The 19,053-nt window shown below is 72.7% G+C and carries 14 protein-coding genes; 11 read left to right on the top strand and 3 right to left on the bottom strand.

Features of this window, described 5'->3' with window-relative positions; translation table 11 throughout:
- The first annotated feature begins 29 nt into the window (after nucleotides 1-29).
- Entirely contained in the window at nucleotides 30-692 is a 663-nt protein-coding gene (locus ACZ6WH_RS35260; RefSeq protein ID WP_469733751.1) for a cysteine hydrolase family protein, read from the top strand.
- Between the two features lie 65 nt (nucleotides 693-757).
- Here ACZ6WH_RS35260 and ACZ6WH_RS35255 read toward each other — a convergent pair whose 3' ends face one another.
- The 3 genes from ACZ6WH_RS35255 to ACZ6WH_RS35245 all read right to left on the bottom strand — a co-directional run bounded on the left by ACZ6WH_RS35255 (nucleotide 758) and on the right by ACZ6WH_RS35245 (nucleotide 4,933).
- Nucleotides 758-1,339: a Rieske (2Fe-2S) protein gene (locus tag ACZ6WH_RS35255; RefSeq protein WP_469733749.1), complete on the bottom strand. Its 582-nt coding sequence runs from the start codon at nucleotides 1,337-1,339 to the stop codon at nucleotides 758-760.
- Between the two features lie 277 nt (nucleotides 1,340-1,616).
- Nucleotides 1,617-2,519 (bottom strand): LysR substrate-binding domain-containing protein, encoded by a 903-nt coding sequence (locus ACZ6WH_RS35250; protein ID WP_432851137.1) that lies wholly within the window; start codon nucleotides 2,517-2,519, stop codon nucleotides 1,617-1,619.
- Between the two features lie 224 nt (nucleotides 2,520-2,743).
- Nucleotides 2,744-4,933: a S9 family peptidase gene (locus ACZ6WH_RS35245; protein ID WP_469733747.1), complete on the bottom strand. Its 2,190-nt coding sequence runs from the start codon at nucleotides 4,931-4,933 to the stop codon at nucleotides 2,744-2,746.
- Between the two features lie 267 nt (nucleotides 4,934-5,200).
- Here ACZ6WH_RS35245 and ACZ6WH_RS35240 point away from each other — a divergent pair, with 267 nt between their 5' ends.
- The 10 genes from ACZ6WH_RS35240 to arfA all read left to right on the top strand — a co-directional run bounded on the left by ACZ6WH_RS35240 (nucleotide 5,201) and on the right by arfA (nucleotide 19,041).
- Nucleotides 5,201-6,190, top strand: a complete 990-nt coding sequence (locus ACZ6WH_RS35240) for a LacI family DNA-binding transcriptional regulator (RefSeq protein ID WP_469733745.1) — start codon at nucleotides 5,201-5,203, stop codon at nucleotides 6,188-6,190.
- A gap of 90 nt (nucleotides 6,191-6,280) precedes the next feature.
- Nucleotides 6,281-7,258, top strand: coding sequence for a LacI family DNA-binding transcriptional regulator (locus ACZ6WH_RS35235; RefSeq protein ID WP_432851133.1), 978 nt, complete (start codon nucleotides 6,281-6,283; stop codon nucleotides 7,256-7,258).
- Between the two features lie 176 nt (nucleotides 7,259-7,434).
- Nucleotides 7,435-8,829 (top strand): NCS2 family permease, encoded by a 1,395-nt coding sequence (locus ACZ6WH_RS35230; RefSeq protein WP_469733743.1) that lies wholly within the window; start codon nucleotides 7,435-7,437, stop codon nucleotides 8,827-8,829.
- 74 nt (nucleotides 8,830-8,903) lie between these two features.
- The gene (locus tag ACZ6WH_RS35225; protein WP_469733741.1) at nucleotides 8,904-10,676 is read left to right on the top strand and encodes an adenine deaminase C-terminal domain-containing protein; all 1,773 of its coding nucleotides are present in this window, start codon (nucleotides 8,904-8,906) and stop codon (nucleotides 10,674-10,676) included.
- Nucleotides 10,677-10,882: 206 nt separating this feature from the next.
- On the top strand, nucleotides 10,883-12,166 hold the full coding sequence (locus tag ACZ6WH_RS35220) for an extracellular solute-binding protein (RefSeq protein WP_469733739.1): 1,284 nt from the start codon (nucleotides 10,883-10,885) through the stop codon (nucleotides 12,164-12,166).
- Nucleotides 12,167-12,178: 12 nt separating this feature from the next.
- On the top strand, nucleotides 12,179-13,135 hold the full coding sequence (locus ACZ6WH_RS35215) for a carbohydrate ABC transporter permease (RefSeq protein ID WP_469733737.1): 957 nt from the start codon (nucleotides 12,179-12,181) through the stop codon (nucleotides 13,133-13,135).
- Nucleotides 13,132-13,983 (top strand): carbohydrate ABC transporter permease, encoded by an 852-nt coding sequence (locus ACZ6WH_RS35210; protein WP_469733735.1) that lies wholly within the window; start codon nucleotides 13,132-13,134, stop codon nucleotides 13,981-13,983. The genes ACZ6WH_RS35215 and ACZ6WH_RS35210 overlap by 4 nt, the downstream gene beginning before the upstream one ends.
- 3 nt (nucleotides 13,984-13,986) lie before the next feature.
- Nucleotides 13,987-14,610, top strand: coding sequence for a hypothetical protein (locus ACZ6WH_RS35205; protein WP_432851122.1), 624 nt, complete (start codon nucleotides 13,987-13,989; stop codon nucleotides 14,608-14,610).
- A 104-nt stretch (nucleotides 14,611-14,714) separates the two neighbouring features.
- A complete protein-coding gene (locus ACZ6WH_RS35200; RefSeq protein ID WP_469733733.1) occupies nucleotides 14,715-17,459 on the top strand; it encodes an exo-rhamnogalacturonan lyase family protein in 2,745 nt (914 codons plus the stop codon).
- 55 nt (nucleotides 17,460-17,514) lie between these two features.
- Entirely contained in the window at nucleotides 17,515-19,041 is a 1,527-nt protein-coding gene (gene arfA / locus ACZ6WH_RS35195) for an arabinosylfuranosidase ArfA (protein WP_469733731.1), read from the top strand.
- Nucleotides 19,042-19,053 lie beyond the last annotated feature (12 nt).

The raw sequence follows: 19,053 nt of genomic DNA, 5'->3' as shown, positions 1-19,053 counted from the left end.
CGACCGTCCGCCCCCAGGAGGCACCCCGCATGGCCACGGAAGCACAGGTACACCAGGCCGCTCATCTGGTGGAGCAGCTCGACCCCGCGACCACCGCGCTGCTCACCGTCGAGTGCCAGAACGGCGTCGTCGGACCGGAGAGCGCACTGCCCGAACTGGCCGAGGCGGCGCGCACCACCGGCGCGCTCGCCCAGGTGGCCCGGCTGGCCGACGCCGCGCACGAGGCCGGTGTGCAGGTGCTGCACGCGGTCGCCGAACGCCGGCCCGACGGCCGCGGCGCCAGTCACAACGCCCGCCTCTTCCACGCCGCCGGGCGGCTGCCCGTACAGCAGATCACCGGGTCGGACGCGGTGCGGATAGCCGACCCGGTACCGGTGGCCGAGGAGGACCTGATCGTGCGCCGGCTGCACGGGCTGTCGCCGATCGCCGGTACGGACGTGGACGCGCTGCTGCGCAATCTCGGCGTCCGCAACATCGTGATCGTCGGTGTCTCGGCGAACGTCGCGATACCCAACGCGGTCTTCGACGCGGTCAACCTCGGCTACACGGCGGTGGTGCCGGCCGATGCCATCGCCGGGGTACCCGCCGAATACACCCCGGCCATGGTGCGCAACACCCTCGCGCTCGTCGCCACCGTCACCTCCACGGACGCGGTGCTCACCTGCTGGAAGCGGCCGCGCCGGGAGCAGTGAGGCAGGGACAGGGGGTAGGGGACAGGGGTGCGCGGCGGCGGTGGCTTGAGGCCGGTTCCATGGCCTCAGGCCAGTTCGATCTCGCCGCCGCTGACCTTCAGCGGTACGGAGGGCAGGCCCTTGGTCGCCGGGCCGTGCCGCACGCTGCCGTCCGCGATGGCGTACTTGCTGCCGTGGCAGGGGCAGTCGATCGTACCGCCGCCGACCTTGCCGACCAGGCAGCCCGCGTGGGTGCAGACCGCGGAGAAGGCCTTGAAGTCGCCCTCGGAGGGCTGGGTCACCACGATCTTCTGCGCCTTGAAGATCTTGCCGCCGCCGGAGGGGATCTCCGAGGTCTTGGCCAGTGCCTTCCCCCCGCCGCGGCTCGGGCCGCTGCCCTCGGACGACGCCGAAGCGCCGGCCGACGGCGATGACGAGCCGTAGTTGCCGCCCCCGCCCCCACCGCCCCCGCTGTCGTTCCCGCACGCCGCGAGCGCCGCGGTCAGCCCCGCGGCACCGGCCGCCGCCACGAACGTGCGCCGGGCGCTGCCGGGACGCGCCGTCGGTCCGGCATCGTCGGGCGCCCCGGCGTGGCCGGCCGATTCGGCGTTCTCCGGCGACTCGGCGCTCTCCGGCGATCCGGCACGGTCCGGTGATGGTGAACTCATGGTGCCTCCACAGGCCCCGGTCCCGGTCGGGAGCCGGGACGGATCCTGAGGACCGGTGGTGTACCGGTCCCGTGCGGGTGTCCACTGGCTCTTGCGAAGGTTCCATACGGACCGCGAGCCTCCGGTGTTCAGCGGCTCGGCCGACCGGGTGTTTCGAGCGGAGGAGCATCGACCGTCGGCACAAGGACACACAAGGACACACAAGACACACAAGGAATCACGGGGGAAGCACAAGGAAAGCAGGAAAGGAAAGAAGGAAAAGGCGGGCCTGCCCGGCCTACGGTGCGTACTCCGCAGGCGTGGGGAGTATCCGTTCCGCGACCTTCAGTACGTTGTGCAGGGCCGTCGACTCGTTGTCCGCATGCCAGGCGAGGGCGATCGGCAGCGGGGCGACCTCGCCCGCCAAGGGGCGGAAGACCACCTGCTCCAGGCGGATGCGGCGGGCCGACTCGACGACCAGCGCGACGCCCACCCCGGCCCCGACCAGGCCGAGGAGGTGGTAGGAGTCCGGTGCTTCCTGGGCGATGCGCGGCGCGAAGCCGGCGTCGCGGCAGGCGTGTACCGCCGCGTCCCGCACGGCCGAGCCGCGCGCGGCAGGTAACGTCACGAAGTGCTCCGCCGCCAGCTCGGCGAGGTCGACCGCCTCCCGCGTGGCCAGCGGGTGGCTGTCCGGCAGCGCGCACACCAGCCGCTCGACGCGGACGACGCGGGAGAGGATGCCGCGGCGTACGGGGAGCGGGACGAAGCCCAGGTCCAGGGTGGTGTCGGCGATCCGGTCGAGCGCCTCGCCGGAGTGCACCTGGCCCTGCAATGCCAGCTCGATGCCCGGGAATTCGGCGGTGACGGCGCGGGCCAGCGGGGGCAGCGCCGCGTAGCCGCCGGCGTCCGCGTACCCCACCGTCACCCGGCCCGCCTCGCCCAGACTGACCGACCGCACCGTGCGGCGCGCGGCGGAGGCGTCGGCGAGGAGGCTGCGGGCCGGTGCCAGCAGGGCCTGGCCGGCCGCGGTCAGCCGGACCGAGCGCGTGGTGCGTTCGAAGAGGGCGGCGCCCAGGTCCCGTTCCAGCAGTCGGATCTGCTGGCTGAGCGGGGACTGGGCGATGTGCAGGCGTTCCGCCGCCCGGCCGAAGTGCAATTCCTCGGCGACGGCCACGAACCCGGAGAGATGGCGCAGTTCCACGCGCCGCACCTTCTCAGGGCGCGCGACCGCCGCTCAAGCGCGGTGCGCGGACCCCGTACCGGGCGGCCGGGTTCCGGCGGCGTTCCGGCCAGACCGGGTACGCACCGACGCGTACCCGGCTGCCTCAGGCGGACCGTACGCACCCGATCGCCTCAAGCGGACCGCACGGACGGCCCGCACACCTCGGGCGGACCGTACGCGCCCGACCGCCCTCGGACGGTGTGTCACCCGCTCGCCGGGCCCGTGCCGATGCCGAGCGCGTCCCGGAGGAAGTCGCGCTGGAAGAGGAGGAGGTTCTCGTTCACCCGGTCGTCGGCGGGGGCGTGGGTCGCACCCGGCAGGGGCAGCACCGTGTGGGGGCGGCCGGCGGCGAGCAGTTCGGCCGAGAAGCGCAGCATGTTGGCGGGCGCGACGTTGTCGTCGGCCAGGCCGTGGATCAGCAGCAGCGGGCGGCGCAGCAGGTGGCCCCGGCCGGTGAGCGAGGACCGGTCGTAGTTCTGCGGCTCCTTGTCGGGATGGCCGAGGAAGCGCTCCTTCCAGTACGTGTCGTACAGCCGCTGGTCGGTGGGTGCCGCGCCCGCCACCGCCGCGTGGAAGACCTCCGGGCGGAGCAGCACCGCGGCGGCGGCCAGGAACCCGCTGAAGGACCAGCCGCGGATCGCCACCCGGGTGAGGTCGAGGTCCGGCACCTGCTCGGCGGCCGCGTGCAGGGCGTCCACCTGGTCCTCCAGGACGGGCGTCAGCTGGTCGCCGTGGATCTCCTTCTCCCAGGCGGGGCCGCGGCCCGGTGTGCCGCGCCCGTCGGCGACCAGCACCGCGAAGCCCTGCTCGGCGAACCACTGCGAGACGAGGGTGGGCCACCCGCGCGCCGCGACCGCCATCTGCATCCCGGGCCCGGCGTAGGGGTCGAGCAGTACGGGCAGCGGCCCCGTACCCGGCTCGTACCAGGACGGGAGGTACAGAGCGGCCCGCAACTCCCGTGCGCCGAGCAGGAGATGGCGCGGGCGCGGAGCGACGGCCGGGGCCTCCACCAGGCAGGCGAGGGCGGTCACGGCGGGGGAGGCGGCGGTGGCGAAGGCCGTTGCCGTCGTCCCGCCCGCCCGGCGGACCTCCGCGTACGGTCCGTCCGGCGTCACCCCGTGGAAGACGGCCGTGCCGCCACGCACCACGGCCGCATGCGTGCCCGGCCCGCCGCTCAGCCGCACCGGTTCCGCCTCCTCCGGATCGTGACACCACACATGGGTCTCCCTCGGGTCGTCGGAGGCGGTGAAGAAGACCCGGCCGCCCTCCGTGCCGAGCACCTCGCGCACCTGGAGGCCGGCGGGCGTGACCGTTTCGCCGCCGACGGCGAGATGCCGGGTGCCCGCCACGTCGTACGTAACCACCAGCGCGCCGGACGCGGTCCTGACCGGCGTACCGGGCACCGGCTCCACCCACGCGGGGTCGGTCCGCTCGTCGAGCACCGAGGTGGCGCCGGTGTCCGGGTCGACGGCGAGCGTGCGCAGCGTTCGCTGGTCGCGGGACTGCACCCCGAGGAGCGGGCCGTGCGCGTCCCAGCCGGCGGTGACCAGGTACTCGTACGCCGTCCGGTCCCACACCACCTCGGTGCGGCTGCCGTCCAGCCGGTACACCCACAGGGTCACGTCGGCGTTGGCCGTGCCGGCCACCGGGTAGCGCACCACGCGCGGCGGCCGGTCCGGGCGGGCCGGGTCGCTGATCCAGCGGCGCTGGACCGGTGTGGTGTCCACCCGCGCGACGAGCAGCCGCTCGCCGTCCGGGGACCACCAGTGGGCGCGCAGCCGGCCCATGGACTCCGCCGCGGTGTAATCGGCGAGGCCATAGCTGATGTCCGGCCCTTCGGCCGCCGCCAGCCGCCGGTCCTGCCCCGCTGCCGGCCGCCGGTCCTCCCGCCCCGCCGCGTCCGCACCGGCCGAGCCGCCCGGTACCGCCACCACGTGCAAGGAACGGCCCGTTACGTAGGCGATGTGGCGCCCGTCGGGGGAGGGGCGCGGGTCGACGACGGGGCCCGCCGCCGGGACCGGGAAGGGCTTGCCCTCGTCCGTGCGCACCGCCCACAGCGCGCCGCCCAGCGCGAAGACCGCGAGGCGGGCCGCGCTGTCGGTCGCGTACGACACCACTCCGGCGGAGCGCTCGCGGGCCCGCTCCCGGCGCAGCCGCTCCTCCTCCGGCACCTCGGCACCGGCGCCCACCAGCGCGGTCGGCTCGACGAGCAGCCGTTCCCCGTCCTCCGCCAGCAGCCAGAGCCGGCCTATCGGGTCCCGGCCGCCGCCGGTACGGGTGAACAGGACGCGCTGACCGTCGGGGGAGAGGGTGAAGTTCCGAGGCACGCCGAGCGAGAAGCGGCGGGTGCGGGCGAATTGACGGGGGAAAGCGGCGGAGGAAGAAGAGTCCATGAAGGAGTCCTATCGGTAATCCGCCGGACGGCGACAGCGAATACTCCGGTGAGCGCGCCGGGACGGCGACCCGACCGGCGACGACCGGCGTTGATCGATGAGGTCCGGCCAAGACCGGCCAAGACCGGCGAAGACCGGTGGCGACTGGTGGTGGGCGGTGACGGCCGGTGGCGGGCGGCGGCAAGCCTCAGCAAGCGTTGATACGTTTGCGCAAGCTCTGATACAGGCGGCGGTCCTTCGCCGGCCGTCGCCGCGAGGAAGGCAGCCATGTCGCCCACCCTGACCGACGTCGCCCGACGTGCCGAAGTGGCGCTCTCCACGGCGTCCCGGGCGTTCAGCGAACCCGGGCGGCTGGGCCCGGAGACCTTGCGCAAGGTGCTGGCCGCCGCACAGGAACTGGGTTACCGGCCGACCGTGCCCCGGACGTCCGGGCCGGCCGGGCGCGCGGAGACCACCGTCGCGGTGGTCGTACCGGACATCGCCAACCCGGTCTTCGGCGCGTTCGTCAAGGCGGCCCAGGGCGTGGGCTGGTCACGGGGGCAGACGGTCGTTCTCGCCGACACCGACTTCGACCCGGACCGCGAGCGGGCGCTGCTCACGCGTATGCGGGAGCAGGCCGACGGCCTGGTGGTGTGCTCGCCGCGGCTGCCCGCCGACGAGGTGGTGTCGCTGTGCGGCCGCACCCCGGCCGTACTGGTCAACCGCGAGACCACCGGGACGGACTGCGTGCTGGCGGACGCGGAGGACGGGCTGCGCCAGGCCGTCGACCACCTCGTCGCGCTGGGCCACCGCCGGCTCGCCTACGTACAGGGCTCCCGGCACTCCTGGTCCAACGCCCGGCGCGTGGAGCTCGTCCGCGCGCAGGCCGAACGGGCCGGCATGGAGCTGGAGTCGCTGGGCTGGCAGGCCGAGACCGTGGCCGGCGGCTCCGCCGCGGCCGCCGGTGTGCTCGCCTCCGGCGCGTCCGCCGTGATCACCCACAACGACCTGATGGCGCTCGGCGTGCTCACGGGAGTCCGCGCCATGGGCGTACGGGTGCCCGAGGAGCTGAGCGTCATCGGTGTCGACGACATCCCCTTCGCCGCGGTGTCGCATCCGGCGCTCACCAGCATCGCGGTCCCGATGGACCGGGCCGGCTCGCTCAGCCTCGACCTGCTGACACGCGCCGTCGCGGGCGAGCGGCAGACGCCCCGGGTGCTGCCACTGCCCACCCAACTCGTCGTCCGCGGCTCCACGGGCCCGGTCCCGAAGGAATGACCGGCAGGTCGCGGGGAGCAACCGGGGCAACCGGTTCCAGGAACCGGTTCCACTAGGATGACGCCGGGCGTGCGGAGAGTGGAGGGCGACATGGCGACACTCGCGGACGTGGCGCGGGCGGCCGGGGTCTCCAAGGCCACCGCCTCGCGCGCGCTGACCCGGCCCGAGATGGTCACCGAGGCGTCGCGGGAGAAGGTGCGGGCGGCCGCCGAGCGGCTGGGGTTCCAGCCCAACCGGAGCGCCCGCGCGCTGACCACGGGCCGTACGGGCATGATCGGCCTGATCGTGCCGACGCTCGCCAACCCCTTCTTCTCGCCGCTCGTGCTCGGCGCGCAGCGCGCTGCCGAAGAAGCCGACGGGCACCTGCTCATCAGCGTGTCCGAGTACAGCGCGGAGCGGGAGGCGGCGCTGGCCGGCCGGCTCGGGGAGCAGGCCGACGGCGTGGTGATGGTGGCGCCCGTCGGCACCGACGCCGCCCTGCGGGAACGGGCGCGGCACCGGCCGCTGATCCTGGTCGACCGCCGGGTCGGCCGGCTGCCCGCTGTCGTCCTGGACGCCGAGGAGGGCGCCGACCGCCTCGCCGGGCATCTGCTGGAGCTGGGGCACCGGGAGATCGCGTACGTCTCGGGCCCGCCCGGCTCCTGGGCGGACACCCGCCGCCGTGCCGCGCTGGCCGAGCGGACGGCCGCTGCCGGGGCCCGGCTGCACGTGCTGGGGCCGCTGCCGCCCACCTTCGACGCGGGCATAGCGGCCGCCGGGCAGCTGCCCGGCGGGGCGACGGCGGTGCTCGCGTACAACAGTTACCTCACCCTCGGGCTGCTGCACGGGCTGCGCGCCGCCGGGCTGCGGGTGCCGGCGGACGTGAGCGTGGCGGCCGGTGACGACCTCAGTGCGCTCGGGGTGACGGATCCGCCGGTCACCGCGTTGCGGGTGCCGGTCGAGGAGGCGGGCGCCACGGCGGTCCGGCGGCTGCTGGACCTGTGTGCCGGTGCCGGCACGCGGACGACCACCCGGCTGGCGCCCGGCCTGGAGGTCCGCGCGTCGACGGCGCCGCCGCGGACGCGCTGACGGCCGCTCGTCGAGGCGGCCGTCACCCGATGTGACGCACTCATGGGTTCCGCCCTGCGGCGGAGCCGTGCGATGCTGTCTGCAACCGGTCTCTGCAACCGGTTTCATGCAGTGTCGCAACGATGCCGCGGAGACCTGGCCCCCGACCTCGCCCTTTCACCCCTGCTGAGGTGCCCATGCCCCACCCCGACGTACCCGGCGCCGCGTCAGCCGCCGGTGCCACGGCGGACGCCCCGCAGCCCCCGGCCCCGGCCTCTCCCTCGGGCGCGCTCCTGGAACGGCTCTTCCGGGTACGCGAGCGCGGCAGCACACCCCGTACCGAGGCGCTGGCAGGCGTCTCCATGTTCGTGGCGGCGGCCTACGCGGCGGTCGTGGTCCCCGGCCAGCTCGCCAAGGCCGGCATTCCGCTGGGCGCGGCCACCACCGCCGTCCTCATCGCCATCGCGCTGGCCACCCTGTGCATGGGCCTCTTCGCCAACCTGCCGTTCGTCGTCGCGCCCGGGCTGGGCGGCGTCGCGCTGCTCGCCGTGACGATCGTGGGCCAGGACGGGGTGCCCTGGGACGCGGCGCTCGGCATGGTCCTCTGGTCCGGCGTGGCCTTCCTGCTGCTGACCGCGCTCGGCATCCGGGACCTGATCACCCGCATGATGCCGCTGAACCTCAAGTACGCCATCAGCGGCGGCCTCGGCCTCTACATCGCCCTGATCGGCTTCCGCGACAGCGGCCTGGTGATCGCCAAGCCCGACAGTGCGGCCCTCGCCGTCGGCGACCTCTCCCGGCCGGCCGGACTGCTCGCGCTCGGCGGGCTCGTCGTGCTCACCGCGCTCGCCACCCGCAAGGTGCCGGGAGCGTTCCTCCTCACGATGGCGCTGGTCACCGTCGTGGGCATCCCGCTCGGCGTGACCGAGCTGCCCGACCACCTCTTCGGGCTGCCCGCGAGCCCCGGCCCCGCCGTCTTCCACATCGACATCCTCGGTGCCCTCAAGCCCGAGTACTTCCCGTACATCTTCGCCTTCTTCGTCTCGGAGTTCTTCTCCATGACCGGCACCCTGCTCGCCGTCGCGGGCCGGGCGGGCCTCACCGACGAGCACGGCAACCTGCCGGGTGTCCGCCGGCCCTTCTACGTCGATTCCGGAGCCGTCATCGGCGGCGCCGCGCTCGGCGCCCCGAGCATGACGGCGTACCTGGAGTCCTCGGCCGGCGCCGACAGCGGTGCCCGCACCGGGCTGGCCTCGGCGTGGGCGGCGCTCGGCTTCGCCGCGCTGCTGCTCGTCACCCCGTTCGCCACGCTCATCCCGTCGGCCGCCACCGCGCCCGTCCTGATGTACGTGGGCCTCACCATGCTGGGCGCCCTGCGCAACGTCGACTTCAAGGATCCGACCGATGCGGTGCCCGCGGCGCTCACCGTGGCCACGACCCTGTTCTTCGGGAATTTCGGGACCGGCATCGCGGTCGGCCTGGCCGCGCATGTCCTGGTCAAGGCCGTCGCCGGCCGCTTCCGCGAGATCCCCTGGGGACTGTGGATCGTACTGATCCCGCTCGGCTACTACTTCTCCACGCTGGTCCCCTGACAGCCGCCCGGCGGGACGGCCCCGTGCTTCCCCTTTCCCCACCCATCTCCCCGTTCGACACAGGAGTTGCCCCCATGACCTCCCAGCGCCCGCACGACCTCCGGATCAGCGGCGGCCAGGTGGTGTCCAGCTTCACCGGAGAGTCGTTCGCCGCCGACGTCCTGGTGCGCGACGACATGATCAGCGGTGTGCTGCCGCCCGGCACGCCCGCCGAGGCGCGTGCCCACCTGGACGCCACCGGGATGCTGGTGGCGCCCGGCTTCGTCGACGCGCACATGCACATCGAGAGCTCCTTCCTCACCCCGCAGACGTTCGCGGCCCTGACACTGGCCCGCGGTACGACCACGGTGCTGGCCGACCCGCACGAGATCGTCAACGTCGCGGGCGTCGAGGCGATGCGCTGGATGATCGAGGCGGGCGCCGGCACCCCGCAGACCCAGCTGTGGGGCGTGCCGTCGTGCGTGCCCGCCGTGGAGGGCCTGGAGGACGCCGGGGCGAGCCTGTCGGCCGCCGACATCGACGGGATGCTGAGCTGGCCGGGGGTGATCGCCCTGGGCGAGGTCATGGACTACCGGGCCGTGGTCGGCGGCGACCGGCGGATGCGCGACGTGGTCGGCGTGGCCCGCGAGCGCGGCATGATCCTGGACGGGCACTGCCCGAACCTCAGCGGCGCCGACCTCAGCGCGTACCTCGCCACCGGCGTCGACTCCGACCACACCAAGAACCGCACCGAGGTCGTCCTGGAGAAGGCGCGGCTCGGCATGCTGATGATGCTCCAGGAGAAGTGCCTGCTCCCCGAGGTCGCCGAGGCGCTGCTCGCACTGCCGACGCTGCCGCCGTTCTGCCTGGTCACCGACGACTTGGCCGCTGACCACATCCTGGCCCACGGCCACCTCGACCACATCGCCCGGGTGGCCGTGCGCGCCGGGTTCCCCGCCGAGGTCGTGCTGCGCGCGCTGACCTGGAACCCGGCCCAGCGGCTGCGGCTGTACGACCGCGGGGTCGTCGCCCCGGGCAAGCGCGCCGACCTCGTCCTCCTCCGCGGCGAACTGGCCGCCTTCGACCCGGCCGTGGTCCTGTCCGGCGGCCGGGTCGTCGCCCGGGACGGTGCCGCGGTGTACGAGGAGACGGGCCCCGGTCCGGCGGACGCCGCCGCGCACCACGACGGCGGGGCAGTGGACCACGTGGATCGCCACAGTGACGCCGCCACCCTGACCGGCACCGTCGACGTCGAGCCGCAGCACCCGGACGGCTTCCGCTGGCACGTGGAACTCCCCGACGGCACGCACCGTTTCCGCGCCATGCGGGTCAACTCCCGGGACACGTACACGGAGGAGGCGGAGGTCGAACTGCCGGTACGCGGCGGGGAGGTCGACTGGGAGGGCCGGGCCACCCTCGTCCGGGTGCGCAACCGCTACGGGCGTGCGGGGACCGTCTTCGCGCCGCTGCTGGGCCGCACCCTCTCCGCGGGCGCGGTGGCCACCACGTACGCGCACGACAGCCACAACCTGGTGACCATCGGCACCTCGCGGGCGGCGATGGCCGCGGCGGCGGACGCGGTCGTCGCCGACGGCGGGGGAGTGGCGGTCGCGCACGGTGCCGAGGTGGCGGCGCGGCTGCCGCTCCCGGTCGGCGGCGTGATGTCGCCCGCCGCCGCGCCGGAGATCGCCCGGCGTTCGGAGGAGGTCCGCACCGCGCTCACCGCCTGGGGCTGGGACCATCTCAACCCCTTCATGAGCGTCTCCACGCTGACCCTGGCCGTGTCCCCGAGTCTGAAGATCACCGACCGGTCGCTGGTCGACGTGGTCCGCCGCGAGCCGGTCGGCGCGGTCCTCTCGGAGGGCTGATGCCGTTGCGGCCGGGCCCGACAGTGTGAATCGAGCAGTGTGAATCGATTCACCATTCACCGTACGGCCCGGCCGCGCTTTCCTTCTGATTCTGTCCGATCCGTTGACCCCGCGGCCTCCCATCCCTACTTTGTGGCAGCAAGCGCTTTCTTTAACGATTCAACGCTGAGCGTGTGTGGAGTCACGACACGAGGCGGAGGACGACTGTGCGTGCCAGTGGGAGAGTTGACCGGCGCGGCCTGCTGAAGATCACGGGGGGCTCGGTCGCCGCCCTCGGTCTGACGGCGGCCGGCTGCGGCACCGGCGGGGGATCGGCGGACGGAACCGTCACGATCCGGTACGCGTGGTGGGGCGCCGACGACCGGGCCAAGCGGATCAACAAGAGCATCGCGCTCTTCGAGAAGAAGCACCCCAGGATCAAGGTCAAGACGGACTTCCAGGACTACGTGGCCTTCTGGGAGAAGTTCCAGACCCAGGCCGCGGGCGGCAATCCACCGGATGTGTTCCAGTGCGCCGTCGCCTTCCTGCGGAAGTACGACAAGCGGGGCGTGCTGCTCGACCTGAAGCAGCAGGCCGAAGCGGGCCATCTGAAGATGACGGGTTTCCGGTCGGGCCTGGAGAAGGTCGGCGAGGTCGACGGCAAACTGCTGGGCGTCCCCGTCGGCTCCAACACGATGTCCCTCGTCATCGACGAGGAGGTCTTCGAGAAGGCCGGCATCACACCGGAGCAGGGCTGGACCTGGGACCAGTACTTCGCCGCGCTGAAGAAGATCCGCGACACCCAGCACCGCGCCGGGGACAGCGGCTACTTCGGCGTCATGTACCTCTACGACCTCTATCTGCGGCAGCAGGGCAAGGCGTTCTTCACCGAGCGCGGCCTGGGGTTCGACGAGGCCGATCTGCGCGAGTGGTGGGCGGACGGCTACCGCGCGGTGCGGTCGGGGCTGGTCGCCGATCCCAAGAAGGTCGTGCAGATCGCGCCCAAGTCGGCGGTCTCCGACGGCATGGCGGCCTCGGAGTTCACCTGGGACAACTTCTCCGTCCGCTACGACTCGGAGGGGGACAGCACCTACGGGCTCGCGCCGGTCCCCACCACGGACGGCAAGCAGACCGGGCAGTACCTCTCCTCGCTGATGCTGAGCGCCTCGGCCCGCACCGAGTATCCGCAGCAGGTCGCGCAGTTCATCGACTTCATGGTGCACGACCCCGAGGTCGGGAAGATCATGGGGTACGACCGCGGCATCCTCGCGACCGAGGCGCAGTACCGGGCGTTCCGGCCGGCCGACCCGGTGAACAAGGCGATTGCCGCGTACGAGGAGAAGACCGCGGCGGCCGGGGTCTTCGGGCCGGTCACGCCGCACCCGGCGGGCGCCGACACCGTCGAGGCCGCCTTCCTTCGGATCGGGACGGACCTGGGCGTGGGGAAGAAGAAGACCGCCGACGCCGTGCGGCAGTTCTTCTCCGAGGCGAAGACCGCCCTGGCCGGCTGAGGGGAAGCCGCCGTGACCCTCGTCAAGGACCCGCCCGGCCGCGTCCGGGCGCGACGTCCCGCGGCCCCGCCCGCCTTACGCAGACGTGACCGCCGCGACAACCTCGCGGGCTATCTCTTCATGTCCCCCTGGATCGCCGGGTTCCTCCTGCTCACCGCGGGCCCGATGATCGCGTCCCTCTACTTCGCCTTCACCGACTACAACCTCTTCAACACCCCCTCCTGGATCGGCCTGGACAACTTCACCCGGATGTTCGCCGACGCCCGCTGGCGCAAGTCGGTCGAGGTCACCGCCGCGTACGTGGTCATCGGCACGCCGCTGAAGCTGCTGCTGGCACTCGGCGTGGCGCTGCTGCTCGCCCGCAACGGGCGCGGCCAGGGCTTCTACCGGGCCGCCTTCTACGCCCCCTCGCTCATCGGCGCGAGCGTCACCGTCGGCTTCGTCTGGCGCGCGCTCTTCTCCGACGACGCGATCGTCGACCGCGCGCAGTCCTTCCTCGGCCTGCACGTGGGCGGCTGGGTCGGCGACCCGGAGTGGGTGCTGTACTGCCTGGCGGCGCTCACCGTGTGGCAGTTCGGCGCGCCGATGGTCATCTTCCTGGCCGGGCTCAAGCAGGTGCCCCGCGAGCTGTACGAAGCGGCCGCGGTGGACGGCGCGGGGCCGCTGCGCCGGTTCTGGAGCGTCACCCTGCCGATGATCTCCCCGGTGCTGTTCTTCAACGTCCTGCTGGAGACGATCCACGCGTTCCAGATCTTCGGCTCGGCGTACGTGGTCTCCAACGCCACCTGCGGCCCGGCCGACTCCGCCCTCGTCTACACCTGTTACCTGTACCAGAAGGGCTTCAAGGAGGCCCAGATGGGCTTTGCCTCGGCGATGGCCTGGATGCTGCTGCTCGCCGTGGCGCTGGTGACGGCGGTGCTGTTCTGGTCCCAGAAACGGTGGGTCCACTACGAGGAGGCAGCCCGGTGAGCGCCCTCGGTACGTCCCGCCGGCGCGCCGGCGTCGCCTGGCACCTCGGTGCCCTGGCCGTCCTCGCTGTCGTCCTCTATCCGGTGGTCTGGGTGATCGGGGCCGCCTTCAAGCCCAGCCGGGAGATCGTCGGCAGCCTGGAGCTGTTCCCCGTCCGCCCGGTGCTGGACAACTTCCGCGGGCTGGCGGACGGCATCGCCGACATCCCGATCGCCACGTTCTTCGGCAACTCGCTGTTCTACTCGGTGGGTTCCGTCGTGGGCGTGCTGGTCTCGGCCTCGCTGACGGCGTACGCGTTCGCCAGGATCCGGTTTGCCGGACGGAAGCTGATGTTCACGCTGATGATCGGCACGCTGCTGCTGCCGTACCACGTGCTGCTCATCCCGCAGTACGTGATGTTCCAGAAGCTCGAACTGATCAATACCTATGTGCCGCTGCTGATCGGTAAGTTCCTGGCCACCGAGGCGTTCTTCGTCTTCCTGATGGTGCAGTTCATGCGCAACCTGCCGCGCGAGCTGGACGAGGCGGCCCGCCTCGACGGCTGCGGGCATCTGCGGATCTACTGGTCCGTGGTGCTGCCGCTGTGCCGTCCCGCACTGATCACCAGCGCGATCTTCACGTTCATCAACGCCTGGAACGACTTCATGGGCCCGCTGATCTACCTCAACGAGCCGGGCAAGTACACCGTGTCGCTCGGGATGATGATGTTCCGGGACCAGGAGGGCGTGGCCAACTACGGCGGCATGATCGCGATGGCGCTGGTGGCGCTGCTGCCCGTGCTGGCCTTCTTCCTCGCCTTCCAGCGGTACCTCATCGACGGCATGGCCACGTCCGGGCTGAAGGGCTGACCGATGACCACGGCGAGCGGGTCCCGGGCGGCGGCGCGCCGCAGGGCGATGGGGGAGTCGCGGTTCCAGGAGCGCTTCGGGCTCTTCGCGGAGGCACTGCTGACCGGCGTGTGGATCGCGCTGGCGGCGCTGCCGCTGGTCACGTACCCGGCGGCGTTCGCGGCCGGCGCCCGGCATCTGCGGCGGCATCTCAGTCACCGGCCCTCCGGCTTCCGGCAGTTCGCCGCCGACGTGCGCGCGGCGGCCCGGCGGGGCTGGCTCGTCGGTGCCGGCGGCTGGGTGGCCTGCTGGCTGGCCTGGCTGCACCTGTCGGCGGTACGCGCCGGGCTGCCCGGCGGGCCGCTGGTCGGCGCGGCCGGCGTCCTCGCCCTGTGCGGGGCGGTGGTGGCGGGGCTGCGGGCGGCCGCGGTGTGGGAGCCCGGCGCGTCCTGGCGGGCGCTGCTGGCCGCTGCCGGACGGCGCACGGTCCTCGACCCCGCCGGGTCGTTCCTGCTGGTGGGCGGGGTGGCGGTGGTCGCCGTTTCCGCCTGGGCGGTGCTGCCGCTGGCGGTGCCCGTCCTGGGGGCCGTGGCGGCGGGGGCGATCGCGGTGGAGGAGCGGTACGGGCGGCGCGCGGACGCGCCGTAGGTCTCACCGGCCGTCGGCGCCGGGGCCACCACTGCTGACGAGCGACTGCCGACGACTGACTGCTGACGTGTCTGCCGACGAGTTGCGAACCGAAGGGAACGACGATGTCTCCGATCCCCCGCAGATCCCTGCTGAAGGCGGCGGCGGCCGCCGGGGCCGCCGCCCACTTCAGCTGGTCCCTGGGCAGTGCCCCGGCGGCCGCCGCCAGCGGGCCCGGCAAGCGGGCGGCCGGCGGTCCCGTCGAGCTGACCTGGCTGGAGGACGGCGGGCTCGGCGCGGCGCCGGGTTCGACCGTCGGCGTGCCCTGGCCCAAGGGCGCGTACGAGGCCGACCAGGAGTTCACGCTCACCGACGGCGGCGGTCAGGCCGTGCCCGTACAGACCTGGCCGCTCGCCTACTGGCCCGACGGCACCCTGAAGTGGACCGCGCACGCCGTCGGCCCGCAGCCCGCCGCCGAGAAGTACACCCTGAAGGCCGGTGCCGCAGCGGCCCCCGCGAAGAAGGTGACCGTCGACCGCAAGGGCGGCACCGTCGAGGTGGGTACGGGCGTCCTCACCGCACGGATCGGTACGAGCGGCGCCACACTCGTGAAATCCGTCCGCCGGGGCGCCACCGAGATCGCCAAGGACGGCCGGCTCGTCCTGCTGCGTCAGGGCGAGATCGAGGACGACGACCAGGGCACCGCGCGGTACGAGCGCTTCGAGAGCGCCATCGGCGAGGTGACCGTGGAGCAGGAGGGCCCGGTCCGGGGGGTGGTCCGCATCGACGGCAAGCACCGCCGGGGCGGCCGGTCCTGGCTGCCGTTCTCCGTCCGGCTGTACTTCTACGCCGGCGCCGAGTCCTTCCGCATGGTCCACACGATCACCTACGACGGGAAGCAGGAGCCGGGCAGGTCGAGCGGTGACTTCGTGCGCGGGCTCGGTGTGCGCTTCACCGTCCCGATGCGTGACGCGGCGTACGACCGGCACATCCGTATCGGCGGCGACGGCACGGGTCTGCTGCGCGAGGCGGTCAAGGGCGTCACCGGGCTCCGCCGGGACCCGGGCTCGGCCGTGCAGGCCGCTCAGTTCGAGGGGAAGAAACTGCCCGACCCGGCCACCTGGGACCAGCGGGTGACCAGCCGTCTGCACCTCATCCCCGAGTGGGGCGACTACACCCTCGCGCAGCTCTCCGCCGACGGCTTCACGCTGCGCAAGCGCACGAAGAAGGGCCACGGCTGGATCGCGGCCGGCGGCGGGCACCGCGCGTCCGGCTTCGGCTACGTGGGCGGTGCGAGCGGCGGACTCGCCTTCGGGCTCCGCGACTTCTGGGAGAAGCACCCCGCGGGGCTCGACATCCGCGGCGCGCAGACCGACGAGGCCGAGGTCACGCTCTGGCTCTGGTCGCCCGAGGCCCAGCCCATGGACCTGCGCTTCTATCACGACGGCATGGGCCAGGACACGTACGAGAAGCAGCTCGACGGACTGGAGATCACCTACGAGGACTACGAGCCGGAGTTCGGCACCCCGTACGGCATCGCCCGCACCAGCGAGCTGTTCTTCTGGGCGCACGACAGCACCCCCACCGCCGACAAACTCGCGCACCAGGTCGAAGCCGTCCGCACACCGCCCCAACTCACGGCTCCGCCGAGCCAGTTCATCACCGCCGGAGTCTTCGGTCCCGGGCTCTACGCCGAGCCGGACCGCGCCACGCCCGCCAAGGCGGAGATCGAGGACCATCTCGACTTCCTCTTCACCTACTACCGGGACCAGGTGGAGCAGCGGCGCTGGTACGGCTTCTGGGACTACGGCGACGTCATGCACTCCTACGACACCGCCCGCCACCAGTGGCGCTACGACGTCGGCGGCTACGCCTGGGACAACTCCGAACTCTCGCCCGACCTCTGGCTCTGGTACGCCTACCTGCGCTCCGGGCGCGCCGACATCTTCCGCTTCGCCGAGGCCATGACCCGGCACACCGGTGAGGTGGACGTCTACCATCTCGGGAAGTGGGCGGGGCTAGGAACCCGGCACGGCGTCCAGCACTACGCCGACAGCGCCAAGCAGCAGCGCATCGCGAACACCACCTACCGCCGCTTCTACTACTTCCTCACCGCCGACGAGCGGGTCGGCGACCTGATGCACGCCAACGTCGACTCCGACGAGACGTTCCTCGTCCTCGACCCGCAGCGCAAGGTCCGCCCCGACCCCGACTACAAGCCCGACCGCCACGCCCTGTCCATCGGCTTCGGCACCGACTGGTCCGGGCTGGTCTCCGCGTGGCTGACCGAGTGGGAACGGCGCGGCCCCAAGTGGGAGAAGGCCAGGGCGCGGGTGCTGTCCACCATGGAGACGATCGCGGCCCAGCCCAACGGCTTCGTCCAGGGCAGCGGACTGTACGACCTGGACACGGGGAAGTTCGCGGTCGCCGGCAAGGCCGTCGTGAGCGTGTCGCACCTGTCGGCCGTCTTCGGCCTCAACGAGCTGTGCGCCGAGCTGATCGACCTGGTCGACAACGAGAGGTTCGAGGACGCCTACCTCGACTACTGCCGTTATTTCAACGCCACCAAGGCCGAGCAGAAGGCCCGCTACGGCTCCGACTTCGGCAGCCTGATCCTCTTCCAGGGCCACTCGCGGCTCGATGCGTACGCGGCCCACCGGACGGGCGACAAGAAGCTCGCGCAGCGCGCGTGGGACAAGTTCCTGCGCTCCGACGGCTACACCGAGAACGCGCCCTGGAAGACGACGAAGGTGCCGGGCCCGGCCACCCTCGTCCCCGGCAGCGAGGCCGCCTGGGTCTCCACCAACGACACCGCGCTCTACGGACTCGCCGCCATCGAGAACCTGGCGCTGCTGGGTGAGCCGAGATGAGGCGTACCGCGGTGACCGCCCCGGCCTCGCCGCGCCCCAGGACAGGAAGGACGCCATGACACGCACCGCCCGTACGGCCCGCTTCACCCTCGACCCCGCCTTCACCGTCGGCGAGTCCGGCCCGCGGCTCTTCGGCGCGTTCGTCGAGCACCTCGGCCGCTGCGTCTACACCGGCATCTTCGAGCCGGACCACCCGGCCGCCGACGGGGCCGGGCTGCGCACCGACGTGCTGGCCCTCATCCGCGAGCTGGGCGTCACCGTGATCCGCTACCCCGGTGGCAACTTCGTCTCCGGCTACAGGTGGGAGGACTCGGTCGGCCCCGTCGAGCAGCGCCCCCGCCGGCTGGACCTCGCCTGGCGGTCGACGGAGAGCAACCGCTTCGGCCTCGCCGAGTACGCCGGTCTCCTCCGCAAGATCGGCCCGCAGGCCGAGCCCATGATGGCGCTCAACCTCGGCACCCGGGGCGTCGCCGAGGCGCTGGAGCTCCAGGAGTACGCCAACCATCCGGCCGGCACCGAGCTGTCCGAGCGGCGCATCGCGCACGGGGACAAGGACCCGTACGGCATCCGCCTGTGGTGCCTGGGCAACGAGCTGGACGGATTCTGGCAGACCGGCCACAAGACGGCCGTGGAGTACGCGCGGCTGGCCGCCGAGACGGCCCGCGCGATGCGGCAGGCCGATCCCGGCGTCGAGCTGGTCGCCTGCGGCTCCTCCAGCCGGGCCATGCCGACCTTCGCCGCGTGGGAGGCGACCGTGCTCGCCGAGACCTACGACCTGGTCGACCACGTGTCCCTGCACGCGTACTACGAGGAGCGGGACGGTGACCGGGACTCCTTCCTCGCCTCGGCCGCCGACATGGAGTCCTTCATCGAGGACACCGTGGCGACCTGCGACCACATCGGCGCACGCCTGAAGTCGGCGAAGCGGATCACCCTCTCCTTCGACGAGTGGAACGTCTGGTACATGTCCCGTGCGCAGGCCGAGGCCGCCGCCGCGCCGGCCGGCTGGCCCGAGGCACCGCGGCTGCTGGAGGACCACTACAACGTCACCGACGCGGTCGTCGTCGGTTCGCTGCTGATCGCGTTGCTGCGCCACGCCGACCGGGTGGCCGTCGCCTGCCTCGCCCAGCTGGTCAACGTCATCGCGCCGATCCTGACCGAGCCGGGCGGTCCGGCCTGGCGGCAGACCACCTTCTTCCCCTTCGCGCAGGCCTCGCGGTACGGCCGCGGGCAGGTCCTGGACGTACGGGTGGACTCGCCCACGTACGGCACGGCGAAGTACGGCGAGGTGCCGTTGCTGCACGCGACCGCGGTACGCGATCCGGAGACCGGTGCGGTCACCGTCTTCGCGGTCAACCGCAGCCAGGACGCCGCGCTGCCCCTGGAAGTGGCGCTGCACGGGCTGGGGGTGACGCATGTCGCCGGGCATGAAGCGCTGGCCGATGGGGATCCCGGGGCCCGCAACACGCTCGACGCGCCGGACCGGGTCGTGCCGCACGAAGTGGCGGGGACGGTGCTCCAGGGCGGCACGCTGCGCGCCACCCTGGAACCGCTGTCGTGGAACGTCGTCCGGCTCGGCTGACGGGCCGTCCGA

This window comes from Streptomyces sp. NPDC050806 (assembly GCF_055586425.1).
The sequence above is the reverse complement of the archived record's forward strand: the minus strand, read 5'-3'. Positions and strand labels throughout refer to the sequence as shown.